This is a genomic window from Kitasatospora sp. NPDC048298 (assembly GCF_043201465.1).
GTDB lineage: Bacteria > Actinomycetota > Actinomycetes > Streptomycetales > Streptomycetaceae > Kitasatospora.
In genome coordinates this window covers 1-13,879 of the sequence record NZ_JBICYZ010000006.1, presented here as the reverse complement: position 1 = coordinate 13,879, position 13,879 = coordinate 1, and the positions used below count along the sequence as shown (strand labels likewise).

At 74.1% G+C, this 13,879-nt stretch carries 11 protein-coding genes, 1 tRNA gene and 1 riboswitch; of the genes, 6 read left to right on the top strand and 6 right to left on the bottom strand.

Features of this window, described 5'->3' with window-relative positions; all coding sequences use genetic code 11:
• Nucleotides 1–3 precede the first annotated feature (3 nt).
• The 4 genes from ACGF0D_RS06985 to ACGF0D_RS06970 all read right to left on the bottom strand — a co-directional run bounded on the left by ACGF0D_RS06985 (nt 4) and on the right by ACGF0D_RS06970 (nt 4,250).
• The gene (locus ACGF0D_RS06985; RefSeq protein ID WP_392914216.1) at nt 4–1,212 is read right to left on the bottom strand and encodes an MFS transporter; all 1,209 of its coding nucleotides are present in this window, start codon (nt 1,210–1,212) and stop codon (nt 4–6) included.
• Nucleotides 1,213–1,290: 78 nt separating this feature from the next.
• Nucleotides 1,291–2,118, bottom strand: a complete 828-nt coding sequence (locus ACGF0D_RS06980; RefSeq protein WP_392868471.1) for a MerR family transcriptional regulator — start codon at nt 2,116–2,118, stop codon at nt 1,291–1,293.
• A gap of 129 nt (nt 2,119–2,247) precedes the next feature.
• Nucleotides 2,248–2,335, bottom strand: a tRNA-Ser gene (locus ACGF0D_RS06975).
• Nucleotides 2,336–2,399: 64 nt separating this feature from the next.
• Entirely contained in the window at nt 2,400–4,250 is a 1,851-nt protein-coding gene (locus ACGF0D_RS06970) for a S1C family serine protease (protein WP_392914215.1), read from the bottom strand.
• Between the two features lie 219 nt (nt 4,251–4,469).
• A riboswitch (TPP riboswitch) is annotated at nt 4,470–4,614 on the top strand.
• Between ACGF0D_RS06970 and ACGF0D_RS06965 the strand changes: the two genes are divergently transcribed.
• The 4 genes from ACGF0D_RS06965 (at nt 4,607) to ACGF0D_RS06950 (ending at nt 8,976) form a co-directional block, all read left to right on the top strand.
• Complete coding sequence (locus ACGF0D_RS06965; protein WP_392914214.1) at nt 4,607–6,025, top strand: purine-cytosine permease family protein; 1,419 nt, start codon at nt 4,607–4,609, stop codon at nt 6,023–6,025. Its footprint overlaps the riboswitch before it by 8 nt.
• A gap of 147 nt (nt 6,026–6,172) precedes the next feature.
• On the top strand, nt 6,173–6,997 hold the full coding sequence (locus ACGF0D_RS06960; RefSeq protein WP_392868477.1) for a glycerophosphodiester phosphodiesterase: 825 nt from the start codon (nt 6,173–6,175) through the stop codon (nt 6,995–6,997).
• Between the two features lie 350 nt (nt 6,998–7,347).
• Nucleotides 7,348–7,923, top strand: a complete 576-nt coding sequence (locus tag ACGF0D_RS06955; RefSeq protein ID WP_392868781.1) for an ATP-binding protein — start codon at nt 7,348–7,350, stop codon at nt 7,921–7,923.
• Between the two features lie 69 nt (nt 7,924–7,992).
• Nucleotides 7,993–8,976, top strand: coding sequence for a DUF5926 family protein (locus tag ACGF0D_RS06950; protein WP_392868479.1), 984 nt, complete (start codon nt 7,993–7,995; stop codon nt 8,974–8,976).
• Nucleotides 8,977–9,195: 219 nt separating this feature from the next.
• Here ACGF0D_RS06950 and ACGF0D_RS06945 read toward each other — a convergent pair whose 3' ends face one another.
• Nucleotides 9,196–9,858, bottom strand: a complete 663-nt coding sequence (locus ACGF0D_RS06945; RefSeq protein ID WP_392868481.1) for a bifunctional DNA primase/polymerase — start codon at nt 9,856–9,858, stop codon at nt 9,196–9,198.
• Nucleotides 9,859–10,474: 616 nt separating this feature from the next.
• Between ACGF0D_RS06945 and ACGF0D_RS06940 the strand changes: the two genes are divergently transcribed.
• Complete coding sequence (locus ACGF0D_RS06940) at nt 10,475–11,926, top strand: PP2C family protein-serine/threonine phosphatase (protein WP_392868483.1); 1,452 nt, start codon at nt 10,475–10,477, stop codon at nt 11,924–11,926.
• 159 nt (nt 11,927–12,085) lie between these two features.
• Complete coding sequence (locus ACGF0D_RS06935) at nt 12,086–13,585, top strand: aminopeptidase P family protein (RefSeq protein ID WP_392914213.1); 1,500 nt, start codon at nt 12,086–12,088, stop codon at nt 13,583–13,585.
• Nucleotides 13,586–13,656: 71 nt separating this feature from the next.
• On the opposite strand, the gene ACGF0D_RS06930 is transcribed toward ACGF0D_RS06935, so the two are convergent.
• The coding region (locus ACGF0D_RS06930) for an IS30 family transposase (protein WP_392914212.1) at nt 13,657–13,879 on the bottom strand (223 nt) is incomplete at its 5' end.

The window sequence follows — 13,879 nt, the reverse complement described above, 5'->3', positions numbered from 1 at the left end:
GACTCAGGCCCGGCGGAGGGCCGGGGTGGCCAGGGCGGTGAGGCCCGCGGTGGCGGTGGCGAGGGCACAGAGCAGGGTGGGCAGGGTGGCGCCCGCCGCGTCCGTGAGCAGCCCCAGCAGGGCGTTCGCGAGCACCAGGGCCAGGCTCTGCACGAGCGTCAGCAGCGCCTGGACCCGTGAGAGGTGGCTGTGCGGCGCGCCGGTCAGCACCAGCGGGCCGAGGTGGCAGGCGAAGAGCCCCGCGCCGAGGCCCGCCACCGCACTGCCGGCCACCGCCACCGCCGGTTCCCCGGCCAACGCCAGCAGCGCGGTCCCCGCCGAGGCCGTACAGAGCCCGGCCGCCGCCCCCACACCGGCCCGGGGCAGCCCGCCCCGCCGGGCGACCAGGCCGGCCACCGCGAGCACCCCGGCCGCCTGCCCGGCGCTCACCAGTCCCGCCGTCCCGGCCGCCCAGCCGTGGGCCCGGGCGAGCAGCGGGCCGAGCAGCGACACCACCGGCAGTAGCGCCCCGGCCGCCGCGCCGGTGAGCAGCAGCGCGGCCCGCAGCAGCGGGTCGGCCAGGGCGAGCCGGACTCCGGACGCCGCCTCGCGCAGCAGTCCCTCCCGCGGGCCGGACGGCTCCTCCTCCCGGGGGCGTACCCGCAGCAGGACCAGCAGCACGATCCCGAAGCTCGCCGCGTCCGCCAGCGCCGCACCGGACAGCCCGCCGGCCGCGACCAGCAGGCCGCCCAGCGGTGCCCCGAGCAGGACGGCGCTCTGCCCGCCGGCCTGCCGCAGGGCGAGCGCCCGGGGCAGCCGGTCGGCGGGCACCAGGCGGCGCGGCATCGAGCCGCTCGCCGGGAGGTGGAAGGCGTCGACCGTCCCGATCACGGCCGCCGCCGCGACCAGCAGCCACAGCGGCGTGCCCCGGTCGGCCGCCACCAGCGCCAGCGCGCCGGTCGCGACCAGCATCACCGTGTCCCCGACGAGCATCACCCGGCGGGCGCCGAACCGGTCGGCGACCGCGCCGCCCAGCAGGACCAGCACGGTGCGCGGCACCGTGATCGCGGTCAGGACCAGCCCGGCCGCGCCGCCGCCGTGCGCGGAGGCGGCCCAGCCGAGGGCGAAGTACAGCGCGGCGTCGCCCAGCAGTCCGGCCTGGACCCCGGCCAGCCAGAACAGGTACGGACGGGGCAGCGCGACCGGGGCCGGTGCGCCGGTGGTGGTGGTCATGCCGGGCGACGCTAGGCCCCTCGACCAGGTCGAGGGCAAGCACGCCGAGGGCGCCGCCACCGGCGGACGACCGACGAACTACCGGCGGACCACCGGCTCCTGGAGCTCGGTGACCCACCCCGCCTGGTCCTCCGGGCACTCCAGGTACAGCTCCCGGGCGTAGCCGGCCGAGCGGTAGCCGTTCTGCTCGATGAAGCGGGCGAGTTCCTGGCTGCTGCCCAGCACCTCGTCCATCGAGCCGCGGTGCACGATGGTCGCCGCCTCCTCGATCGGCGGCAGGTCGAGCACCTCGAAGTCGTGCGCGCCCGGCCGCACCGACGAACCGACCGGGATGCCCACCAGGACCAGCACCGCGCCGTTGCCCTCCGGTGCGTCCTGGTAGTGGGCGACGGAAGGACCGGTCGCCTCGATCCCGGCCTCGGCCAGCCGCCCGCACAGCTCGCCGAACAGCGGCCCGATCACCGGTCCGATGTCCTCCGGCTCGTAACTCGCGGCCACACCACTCAGTTGGGCCACCCGGACGGACGGCACCGGCTTCACCACGACATCGTGTGCGGACATGGTCCCCTCACTCTCGATCGTCCGGAGCCTCGCCTCCACCCGGGCCAGCCGCAGCTCGTCGGCCGCGATCGCCTCGGCGAGCTGGGCCCGCCGCAACCGCAGCATCCCGCGCAGTTCGGCCGGGTCCACCCGCTCGTCCAGGACGGCCCGTACCTGCTGCAGCGTGAAGCCGAGCTCCTTGAGCGCGATCACCCGGTTGAGCCGGGCGAGTTGGGATGCCTCGTAGAAGCGGTACCCGCTGACCGGGTCCACCCGGGCGGGCCGCAGCAGTCCGATCGCGTCGTAGTGGCGCAGCATCCGTACCGACACCCGGCCGTGGCTGGCGAAGTCTCCGATGTTCAACATGGTGCGACCACTCCATCCCCTACCACCGTGTCAGGGTCAACCCCGCTCGCCCACCACCCCCCGGGGAACGCGAAGGGCGGGTGCCGAACGATGTCGGCACCCGCCCTGAGCAGGTGGTTCTCCTACCGGCGGAGAGCGTGGGATTCGAACCCACGGTACGGGGTCACCGCACGACAGTTTTCAAGACTGTTCCCTTAGGCCGCTCGGGCAGCTCTCCAGGCGGAGGTCAGCCTAACGGGTCCGGAGGGGTTCGGTGCACACGTTTCCGCGCGGGCCGTGGGTTACTGGTCGCCCTCGCGCTGGCCGAGGGTGACCTTGGTGTTGAGGGTCTGGCCGTTGCGGGTGTACTCGACGTCGACGGTCTCGCCGGGCTTGTGCGTCCAGATCCGGCTGACCAGGGCCGGGCCGTTCTCGATCGGGACGCCGCCGAGCTTGGTGATGACGTCGCCCGGCTTGAGGCCGGCCTTGTCGGCCGCGCCGCCGGGGGTGACGGCGGGCTGGCCCTGGATGTCCTTGGTCTGGATCTGCGCGCCGTCGCCCTTGTAGTCGTCGTTGCGCAGCACGTCGAGCTTGGCGTAGACCGGCTTGCCGGTCTTGATCAGGGTGTCCGCGACCCACTTGGCCTGGTTGATCGGGATGGCGAAGCCCAGGCCGATGCTGCCGGCCCGGCCGTTGGCGGAGGCGTTGGACTGGATCGCCGAGTTGATGCCGATCACCGCGCCGCCGGAGTCCAGCAGCGGGCCGCCGGAGTTGCCGGGGTTGATCGAGGCGTCGGTCTGGAGGGCGTTCATGTACGAGGCCTGCGAGCCGGTGTCGTCGCCGGAGGCCACCGGGCGGTCCTTGGCGCTGATGATGCCGCTGGTGACGGTGGACTCCAGGCCGTACGGCGCGCCGATCGCGACGGTGGCGTCGCCGACGTTGACCTTGTCGGAGTCGGCCAGCGGCAGCGGGGCCAGCTTGCTCTTGGGCGGGTTGTCGATCTTGACCACGGCGACGTCGTAGCCCTCGGCGTGGCCCAGCACCGAGGCGCTGTAGGAGGTGCCGTCGGCGAACTTGACGGTCAGTTTGCCGCCGCTGAGGGTCGGCGCGACCACGTGGTTGTTGGTGAGGATGTGGCCCTCGGTGTCGAAGACGAAGCCGGTGCCGGTGCCCGACTCGCCGTTGCCCTGCGCCTTGATGGTGACGACGCTGGGCAGCGCCTTCTGCGCGATGGCGGCGATCGAGCCGGGGGCGGGCTCGTTCTTCTGGGTGTCGCTGGCCTGGACGGTGGTGCTGCGGTGGTCGTTCGCGGAGCTGTTGCGGTCGACCCCGTCGGCGACGGACACGCCGAGCGCGCCGCCGGCCAGGCCGGCGACCACCGCGACGGCCGCGATCAGGGCGACCAGGCCGCCGCGCTTCTTGCGCGGGCCACCGTGGCCGCCGGGACCACCAGGACCACCGGGGTAGTCCGCCGGGTAGCCGAGCGGGCCGGCCGGGCCGCCGGGGTAGCCGGCGCCGCCGGAGGTGGAGTCGTGGGTGGGGCCCCAGCCGCCGAGCGGCTGGCCGGCCCCGAAGGGGTGGTGGCCGTGCGCGGCGGGGGCGGCGGCCGGAGCGGCGCCGAAGCCCTCGTGAGCGCCGGCGGCGGGGACGCCGTGGGTCGGGGTGGCGTACGGGTTGCCGGCCGGCGGCAGGGCCGGGGCGGCGGGCGCGGCTGCGGCGGGGGCCGCGGCGACCGGGGACGGCGGGGCGGGCGGCAGGACCGGCGGCGGCGCGTCGATGTAGCCGGTGGCCGGGTCGACGGCCGGCTCCTCCGCGACGGGCGCGGCGGGCGCCACGGACGCGGCGGGCGCGGCAGGCGCGGCAGGGGCCTCCGGCGCCGGCACCTTGGTGAAGGCGACGGTGGGCTTGTGCCCACCCTCGGCCGGGACCCCCTCGGCCGGAACGCCCTCGGCCGGGACGGCGTCCACGGGCGGCGCCGCCTCGACGGCAGCGGCATCGGCGGCACCCGCCTCCGGCCCCGGCACCCGCCGGAAGGCCATGGTCGGCTGGTGCCCGCCCTGAGCGGGGCCTTCGGAAGCGGTCTCGGCCGCCCCCTGGCCGGCGGGCTGCTCCCCCTGCGGCCCGGCGGGCCCAACCTCGCGCTCGGTGCTCACGGACGACCTCCATAGCTGGCAGAACCAAGGACCATAGTTTTTCGCACTGACGATTCGATTGCCGTAAGGACCCCTCTGAAGAACTCATAAGAATCCTTAGCCGGTACCGACACCGGTACCGACGGCCGAGGCTCCCCTCCCCCGCCGGACGTCCCGCGATGCGGACCGTACGCCCTCGGCCTTGGGTGTTGGCCCCCGTGCCGGTTAGCCTGTCGCTCACAACTGACACGCGGGAGCTTGGACCCACCAGGCTGAGAGTGCGCATGTCGACCGTACGCCACGCGAGTGACGGACGTTCGAGGGGGCGCTGACCGCCGGAACCTGTCCGGGTAATGCCGGCGTAGGGAGTATCGGCCATGCCGCCTGCTTCGCCATCCTCTTCTTCGGGTGCGCCCGAGTCCAAGGGTTTCTCCGGGTCCACGGCCACGGCCGTCCTGGACCGCCCCCAGCGGGCCGATCACGTCGAGGCGCCCCTGGTGCTCGACACCGAGCCGCCGCGCACGCTGCGCTTCCGGGACCACTTCGCGCTCTGGATGAACCTGGGCGTCAGCCTGATCGGCTTCTCCACCGCCGCCACCGTGCTCGGCGCCCCCGGCAGCGAGCTGTCGCTGGCCGCCGCGGTGACCGCGATCACCGTCGGTACGGTCGTCGGCACCGCGATGCTCGGCCTGGCCTCGCTGATCGGCGCCCGTACCGGCGCCCCCGCGATGGCGAACCTGCGCGGGCTGTTCGGCACCCGGCTGTCGTACCTGCCGACGGTGCTGAACATCGTGCAGTGCATCGGCTGGGGCGTGTTCGAGCTGCTGACCATCTCGGTGGGCGCCCAGACCGTCGCCCACACCACCGGCTACCGCTGGCTGTTCGTCCTGCTCGCCGGCGCGCTGACCACCGTGCTGACCATCTGGCCGCTGGGCTCGATCGCGGTGCTGCGCCGCTTCGTGGCCGGGGCGGTCGCGGTGGCGATGGTGTACTTCACCGTCCAGCTGGGCCGCCAGGGCGTGCCGGACCCGGGCGCGGGCAACTGGCACGGCTTCCTGGGCGCCACCGACGCGATGATCGCGGTGTCGGTCTCCTTCGTCCCGCTGGCCGCCGACTACACCCGGCACTCGCGCACACCGCGCTCGGCGTTCTGGGGCAGCTTCTCCGGCTACACGATCGCCCAGGTCTGGTGCTACGTGCTCGGCCTGATGGCGCTGCTGCAGTCGGACGGCGACCCGAACCGGATCTTCGACTCCTTCCTCGGGGTCTGGGCCGGCTGGCTGTTCCTGCTGGTGCTGGTGCTGCGCGAGACGGACCAGTCCTTCGCCAACGTGTACTCGACCGCGATGTCGGTGCAGAACCTGCTGCCGAAGGTGGACCGCCGGGTGCTCTCCGGCGCGATCGGCGTACTGATCACCGTGCTGGCGCTGCAGATCGACGAGTTCACCGACACCTACTACGGCTTCCTCGGCCTGATCGGCTCGGTGTTCGTGCCGCTGCTGGCGGTGCTCGTGGTGGACTACTTCCTCGGCGCCGGCCGGCGCGGCTGGAACCTCTCCGCCGACGCGCCGTCCCGCTGGCTGATGCTGCTGCCGTGGGCGCTGGGCTTCGCCGTCTACCAGTTCATCGCGCCGACCAAGGTGGCCGACTGGTGGACGGACTTCTGGACCTCCGCCCAGGAGGCGCTGCACTTCACCCCGCAGGAGTGGACCTCGGCCTCGTTGTTCGCCTTCCTGGTGCCGGCCCTGGTCACCTGGGCGCTCACCCCGCTCGGCCGCCGCGCCGCCCGGCCCTGACCGCACCGGACCTGACCTGACCGAACCGGCGAGGCCCGGCGGAACACGGCAGAACACGACTGAGCACGACCGAGCACGGCGAAGACGGCCCCACCGGTTGGGGCCGTCTTTGTCCGCGCTTCACTTCCGCCACCTATCGTTGGGCCTGTGACCAGCCCAGACCTGTCCTCGACGGCGGCGCGCACCGTGCCGACCGTCCAGGTGATCGCCCACCGCGGTTCCTCCCACGCCCTGCCCGAGCACACCCTCGCGGCCTACCGGCGCGCGCTCGACGAGGGCGCGGACGCGCTGGAGTGCGACGTCCGGGTCACCGCCGACGGCGCGCTGGTCTGCGTGCACGACCGCCGGATCGGCCGGGTCTCGAACGGCCGGGGCACCGTCTCGGCCATGACCCTCGCCGAGCTGGAGGCGTACGACTTCGGCGCCTGGAAGACCGGCCGCCCCAGCACCGACCCCGAGCTGCGCGGCGTGCTGCGGCTGGAGCGGCTGCTGGAGCTGGTGGTGGAGTGCGGCCGCCCGGTGGACCTGGCGATCGAGACCAAGCACCCGGTGCGCTTCCGCGGCCGGGTGGAGGCCGAGCTGCTGCGGACGCTGGAGCGGTTCAAGATCGGCGCGACCCGGGACGGCGGCCGCCCGTCCGCCCGGATCATGAGCTTCTCCTCGATCGCGCTGGACCGGGTGGGCGCCGCCGCACCGCAGTACCGGCGGGTCTTCCTGTTCGAGCGGACCCTGCCGCTGCTCGGCCGGCTGCGCGCGGGCTCGCCGCTGCCGGGCGGGGCGCGGATCGCCGGCCCGGGCATCGAACTGGTGCGGGCCCGCCCGCAGCTGGTGACCCGGCTGCGGGAGCTGGGGCACGAGGTGCACGTGTGGACGGTGGACGAGCCGGCCGACGTCGAGCTCTGCCTGGAGCTCGGGGTGTCCGCGATCATCACCAACCGGCCCGCGGAGGTGCTGGCGCAGCTCGGCCGCTGACGGCCGGATCATCGCCGGCTGACCGTCGGCTGATCGTCGGGCGATCCCCCGGTGATCCACCCGGTGATCGCCCCGGTGATCCCCCGGTGATCCGCCGACGCACCGAGGACCGGCCAAAGCCATACCGTCAGATCCGATCGCTTCTGGTCAGCAGTCAAACCTTCCTTGCGCGAAATTGCCGGAATTCTTGCATCCGGGCGACAGAGGGTGAGCACGGAATGACCTGATGTCGACCGTCGGTCGCCGCGCTCGAAATGGGCGGGCGGGATCGTCCGGTGCTCGTTTCCGACGCATTACCAAGGGGCATCTCTCCCTCGGCATACGCTGAAGGAGGTCCGGGGGTGGCGTTGATGGTGGCGCGTGAAGTGCCGACTTCATCGACCATGGCAGTGCCGCACGGCCCAGCGAGTGTCGGGGTCGCACGGCGCCGACTGCGTCGAGATCTGGGTGACCGGCAGATACCGGAACCGGTCATCGATGATGCTGTTCTGATCCTTTCCGAGCTGTTGAGCAACGCCTGTCGGTACGCCCGTCCGCTCGGCCCGCTGCCGGCGCTGGGGCGCGGCTCCCGGGCCGAGGTGCTCGGGCAGGTCCTGGTCGGTGTCCCGTCCGGGCCGCACGCCGCGCCGGGCGGCCGGGAGTCCGCCGAGGGCTCGGACGAGCCGGGCGGCGGGGTGCTGGTCCACTGGCAGATGCACGCCGACGGGGTGCTCACCCTGGAGGTCACGGACGGCGGGGCGGCCACCCGGCCGCTGCCCGCGAGTCCCTCGCTGACCTCGCGCGGCGGCCGCGGCCTGAGCATCGTCGACCAGCTGGCGAGCGACTGGGGCGTGCGCGACGCCCCGGGCGAGGTCACGGTCTGGGCGGCGCTGCCCGCCCGGGCCCGGCACGCCCGGCGCACCGGAGGCGATGCCCGTAGCGCATGAGCCGGGCTCGGGGAATGTGTCGTTAGGCTTCCCGGGACACAGGACCACCGTTCCCGGGAGAGCCGCAGCATGGGCAAGAAGGCCGCCAAGAAGGCGCCGCAGCGCCAGTCCACCACCGCCGTCACGGGCGAGATCCCCGTGGTCGGGGCCCGCGAGGACTGCCCCTGCGGCTCGGGCCGCCGGTACAAGGCGTGCCACGGCCGTGAGGCCTCGCACGCGGTGCAGGAGCTGGTGCACCGCCCGTTCGAGGGCCTGCCCGGCGAGGCCGACTGGGTGGCGCTGCGCGAGCTGGTGCCCGCCGCCACGGTGCCGCTGACGCTGGCCGCCGGGGTGACCGAGGGCGCGACCGGTGACGTCCCGTCGGTGACCCTCGCCACCGTGCTGCCGCTGGCCTGGCCGGCCCTGCGCCGCCAGGACGGCTCGATCCTGCTCGGCCTGCAGACCCAGTCCTCCTCCGGCGACCTCAGCCGCGACCTCGCGGACGCCCTGGAGCTGGCCCTGGCCACCGAGCCGGGCAGCCCGGTGCCGGCCCGCCGGACCGTCCCGGGCGGGCGCCGCCTGCAGGACCTGCTGGACAGCACCGCCGCGTTCACGCCCGCCGTGCACACCGGCTTCGAGTTCTGGCTGGAGGACGCCGAGGCCGCCACCGGCGAGGTCGCCGCCTCCCTGGAGCGCGCCAACGCCTCGGCCATCCCGACCGAGAAGCTCGCCGGCGTGGACTCCGCCTACTGGTGCGGCACCCCGGACAAGAACCACCTGCGCTGGGTGATGACCGTGCCCGAGGAGCAGCTGCTGGACGCGCTGGCCCGGCTGAACGCGGCCGACGAGGCCTCGCTCGGCCCGGACACCCGCCTGGTCGGCTCCTTCCGCGCGCACGGCCTGACCGTCCCGGTGTGGGACCTCCCGCTCGAGATGACCGCCGCCGACTGCGAGAAGCCGGCCGCCGAGTTCGCCGCGCGGCTCGCCTCCGTACTCGCCGACGGGACCCCGCTGACCGCCGAGGAGCGGCGCGCCCGCGCGAACCTGGTGAACCGTCAGGTCACCCTGAACTAAAGCGCGCGGGATCCGCGTGATACGCGTCACATTGTCGTGGTGAACGCGCAATTTCCGGGCGTGGAGGGCGTCTTGGAAATTGGCGCGAGCGCGGATCCTTGTTACTGTCTAAAGAGTCCGGCCGCTGGTGCATCCCCCGTCGCCAGCGGTCGGATCTTTTGTTTTTCCGGAGCGCCCGCACGGATCACCCCGACGGAGCGCCCGCGCGGAGCCCCGCCCTCAGTGGGCCGAGCGTCCGCGGTCCAGTCGGACCGTCGCCTCCACCAACTCCCCCAGCAGCGGCCCGACCTGCGGCAGCCAGACCCCGCCGCCCGCGCCCGGCCGCGGAGCCAGCACCCAGCGCACCCTCCCCCAGCCTCCGGCCGGGGGGACCCCCACCGCCGCGCCTCCGGGCGGCAGCGGCAGGAAGCCGCCCGGCCCGTGGTAGCGCAACGACCCAGGCACCCAAGGGAGTTGGACGAGCATGTCGCCGAGCGCGTCCAGCGAGTACGGAGCCACCAGCAGCGCGTAGCGGCCCGGCATCGCCAGCACCGGTCCGAGCGGCAGGCGCAGCGCGCTCAGGTAGACCAGTGCCCGGGCTCCGGCCTCCGCGGGCAGGCTGACCGCCGAGACGGTGCAGCCGGTGGCGGCCAGCACCGGCGCGTCCGGGCACCGCCGCTCCCACCACCAGCGCACCATCCGGGCGTCCGTGGTGGCGGCCAGCAGCGAGGGGTCGTGCGGGTGGGCGCCGGGGACGGTGCAGTCCGGGTCGCCGCAGGAGCAGCGGCCGTCGCACAGCACGGTGCCCGGCACCACGGGCCAGCGGTGGTCGACGGCGGCCGCCAGGGCCGCGGCCAACCGGGCGGAACGCTCCTCCGACCGGCTCTTCGGGTTCTCACGCATGGCGCTCGTTCCTTTCCCTGACCGCTCGGTTCGCTCCGCTCCACCGGCGTCCGTCGGGATCCTCCGTGCGGGCCGCCGCGGCGGGCCCCGGGCGGCGCGGGGCGGGGCGGGGCGGCGGGGCGGACGGCGCGGCTGCGACGTGGAGCAGGTGTGGAGCACGACATGAAGGGCCGCGCACCGGCACAGCCCTTGGAACGAGAATCCCGTACGCGACCGGATGGACGCCGCCCGGGCGCGCTTGGTTCCACCGTACGAGTGAGAGAGTTCCGGCCAGAGCGGCTCTCGGGCGGCACGGACATACGATCCGGACGGCCGCCCGGGTCCGTCCTCCCGGTTCTGCCCGCTCGCGGCCCGCTCCATGCCTGCGGGCTCCACGGGCGCGCGTACGCCCCCCGCACGCCCCCCGACCGGGTCGCGCCGGCTGTGGAACGGGCCACCGCGTCGTCCTGGATCTGGACATGCCCCGAATGGCCTGTGTAGAAGTGGTGGCATTGCTGTCGATCAATGACGAGTAGTAGCGAATCGAGGCGAAACACGCCCTTTGGCCGTGCTCGCTCCACATTGGCCTTAGCTGGGGGTTTCGCATGGCACGTAGCACCGCGTCAGGAGTGACGGCATGAACGAGTCCCACCCGTCGACGGCCGTCCCGTCGACGACGACCGCCGAGCCGGGCGAACCCGGCTGCGCAGGCGGGCTCACCGTCCTCGACCTGCCGGACCTGCCCGGCCCCGTCGACGCCCCGGACGGCACGGCGGACGACCGCACGGCCCCGTCCGCCCTGGTGCAGGACCGTTTGGCCGGACGCCTGTCCGATTTCACCAGCCTGCACGAGCACACCGAGCGGCTGGCCCGCACCCGCGGCCTGACCGCCACCCTGGACACCGTCCTCGCCTCCGGCGCCGCCCTGCTCGGCGCCCGGCGCGGCATGCTGGTCACCAGGCGGCCCGGCGGCGGGCCCGGACAGCCGGTCGGCTTCAACCTCGACCGCGCCAGCCTCGGCGCCCTGGAGACCGTCCCGACCGAGCAGAGCCTGCTGGCCCGGCTGCTGCGCGAACTGGACCGGCCCGCCCACATGCACTCCCGCGACCTCGCCGAGGACCCGGCCATCGGCGCCCGGCTGCGCGAACTCGCCGTCCACCTCGGCCTCGGCGGCGCCTACGGCCTGCCGCTCGCCACCGACGAGGACGGCCCGCTCGCCGCCGCCCTCTGGTTCTACGACGAGCCCGCCGAACCGACCGGCTGCCAGCGGGAACTGGCCCGCCACTACTGCGAGATCGCCGCCCCGCTGCTCGCCAAGCAGCTGGAGTCGGACCGGATCTCGCGCACCACCGAGGCGCTGCGCCGCGGACTGCTGCCGGACCGGCTCCCCCAGGCCGCCGGGCTGCGGCTGGCCGCCCGGCTGGTCCCCGCCGGGCTGGAGCGCTCCTGCGGCAGCGACTGGTACGACGCGATCCCGCTGCCCGACGGCACCATCGGCCTCACCGTCGGATCCGTCTCCGGCGACGGCCCCGGGGCGGGCCCCGGCTCCGCCCCCGGCGCGGCCGCCGCGATGGGCCGGGTCCGGGCCGCGCTGCGGGCGTACGCGGTGCTGGAGGGCGAGGACCCGGTCTCCGTCCTGGGGGACCTGGAACTGCTGCTCAAGACCACCGAGCCGACCCGCACCGCGACCGCCGTCTACGCCTGGGTCGAGCCCGAGGAGCGCCGGATCACCCTGGCCGGCGCCGGGCACTGCCCGCCGGTCCTGGTCGGCCGGCACGGCGCCGAGTTCGTCGAGACCTCGCTCTCCGCCCCGCTCGGCATGCTGACCTGCTGGGAGGCGCCCGGGGTGGAGTTCACCGCCGAGCGCGGCGACACCCTGCTGCTCTACACCGAGGGCCTGGCCCGCCGCTGCGGGCCGACCCTGCACGCCGGGCAGGCCAACCTGCGCCGGGCCGCCGCCGACGCCCCGCGCGACGTGCGGATCGACCCGGACCGGCTCTGCGCCCACCTGCTGGCGGTCTGCCCGGACCGGGAGACCCCGGGCACGGCCACCGACGACCTGATGCTGCTGGCGGCCCGCTTCGAGTAGGAGAGGAACAGTTCGGGCCCTGGGGGTCCCCCCGGCCGAAGGCTGGGGGAGGACGGGCGGCCGCACGTCCGTACCATGGACGCACGGCCGCCCGCGCGTGTCGCGATCCGACACCTCCCCCGACGGGCGGCGGTACCACCCCCCAAGGAGGCGTTGCACGTGACCGAGGACCGTACCCCCGCGGTGGCCGAGAACCCCGAGGCCGAGGGCGGCGAGGAGCCCGAGCAGGTCAAGGGCCGCAAGAACGGTCTCTACGGCGAGATCTCCGACGAGCTTGCCGCCTCGATGAAGTCCGGCTGGGCCGACACCGAGCTGCACGGCCTCGTCCCGGTCGCCCAGGCCCCGTACGCGACCGAGCGCCGCGCCGCGCTGTCCGCCGCCTACCCCGGCGAGCGCCTGGTCGTCCCGGCGGGCAACCTGCGGGTCCGCTCCAACGACACCGACTACGCGTTCCGCGCCTCCAGCGAGTACGTCCACCTCACCGGCGACCAGACCGAGGACGCGGTGCTGGTCGGCGAGCCGACCGGAGCGACCGGCCACGAGTTCGCGCTCTACCTGCTGCCCCGCTCGAACCGCGAGAACGGCGAGTTCTGGCTGGACGGCTACGGCGAGCTGTGGGTCGGCCGCCGGCACAGCCTGAGCGAGCAGGAGCAGCTGCTCGGCCTGCCCGCCCGGGACGTGCGCCAGGCCGCCGAGGAGCTGGCCGCGAAGGCCGCGGACTCCGCCGTGCCGACCCGGATCGTCCGCGGCTACGACGCCGGCCTGGAGGCCGCGCTGGCCGACGCCCTGGACGCCGACAAGGACGCCGAGTTCAAGGAGTTCCTGAGCGGCCTGCGGCTGGTCAAGGACGAGTGGGAGATCGGCGAGCTGCGCGCCGCCTGCGACGCCACCGTCAAGGGCTTCACCGACGTGGTCCGCGAGCTGGGCCAGGCCGTCGCCACCTCGGAGCGCTGGATCGAGGGCACCTTCTGGCGCCGCGCCCGGGTCGAGGGCAACGACGTCGGCTACGGCACCATCGCCGCGGCCGGCCCGCACGCCACCACCCTGCACTGGGTGCGCAACGACGGCGACGTGCGCCCCGGCGAGCTGCTGCTGCTGGACGCGGGCGTGGAGACCAGCACCCTCTACACCGCCGACGTCACCCGCAGCCTGCCGATCAACGGCCGCTTCACCGAGCTGCAGCGCCGGATCTACGACGCCGTGTACGACGCCCAGGAGGCCGGCATCGCCGCGGTGAAGCCCGGCGCCCGCTTCCGCGACTTCCACGAGGCCTCGCAGCGGGTCCTCGCCGAGCGGCTGCTCGCCTGGGGCCTGCTGGACGCCTCGGTGTACGACGTCGAGAAGGTCCTGGAGCTCGGTCTCCAGCGCCGCTGGACCCTGCACGGCACCGGCCACATGCTCGGCCTGGACGTCCACGACTGCGCCCACTCGCGCCGCGAGGAGCACGTCGACGCGCTGCTGGTCCCGGGCATGGTGCTGACCGTCGAGCCGGGCCTGTACTTCCAGCAGGACGACCTGACCGTGCCGGAGGAGTACCGCGGCATCGGCGTCCGGATCGAGGACGACATCCTGGTCACCGCCGACGGCAACGAGAACCTCTCGGCCGGCCTGCCCCGCAGCTCCGAGGACGTCGAGGCCTGGATGGCCTCGCTCGCCTGAGCCGCGAAACGGTGAAGGGCCCGGCCTCCCGAGGTGGTTTCTAGTGGTCGTTGCAACACGTGGTCGGTTGTCTAGGCCGCGAGGAGTTTAGCCAGGCGCTCGGCTGGGGTTTCCCAGCCGAGCGTTTTGCGTGGGCGGCGGTTGAGCTGGTCGGCGACAGCGGCCAGGTGTTCGGGCGTGTGGACCGAGAGGTCGGTGTCCTTGGGGAAGTACTGCCGCAGCAGGCCGTTCGTGTTCTCGTTGGAACCGCGCTGCCAGGGGCTGGCCGGGTCGCAGAAGTAGACCGGCATGTCG

Excerpts from the sequence above, each read along its gene's own strand:
- ACGF0D_RS06985 (WP_392914216.1), bottom strand. The coding sequence starts at position 1,212 with ATGACCACCACCACCGGCGCACCGGCCCCGGTCGCGCTGCCCCGTCCG.
- ACGF0D_RS06980 (WP_392868471.1), bottom strand. The coding sequence starts at position 2,118 with ATGTTGAACATCGGAGACTTCGCCAGCCACGGCCGGGTGTCGGTACGG.
- ACGF0D_RS06965 (WP_392914214.1), top strand. The coding sequence starts at position 4,607 with ATGCCGCCTGCTTCGCCATCCTCTTCTTCGGGTGCGCCCGAGTCCAAG.
- ACGF0D_RS06955 (WP_392868781.1), top strand. The coding sequence starts at position 7,348 with ATGGTGGCGCGTGAAGTGCCGACTTCATCGACCATGGCAGTGCCGCAC.
- ACGF0D_RS06950 (WP_392868479.1), top strand. The coding sequence starts at position 7,993 with ATGGGCAAGAAGGCCGCCAAGAAGGCGCCGCAGCGCCAGTCCACCACC.
- ACGF0D_RS06945 (WP_392868481.1), bottom strand. The coding sequence starts at position 9,858 with ATGCGTGAGAACCCGAAGAGCCGGTCGGAGGAGCGTTCCGCCCGGTTG.
- ACGF0D_RS06940 (WP_392868483.1), top strand. The coding sequence starts at position 10,475 with ATGAACGAGTCCCACCCGTCGACGGCCGTCCCGTCGACGACGACCGCC.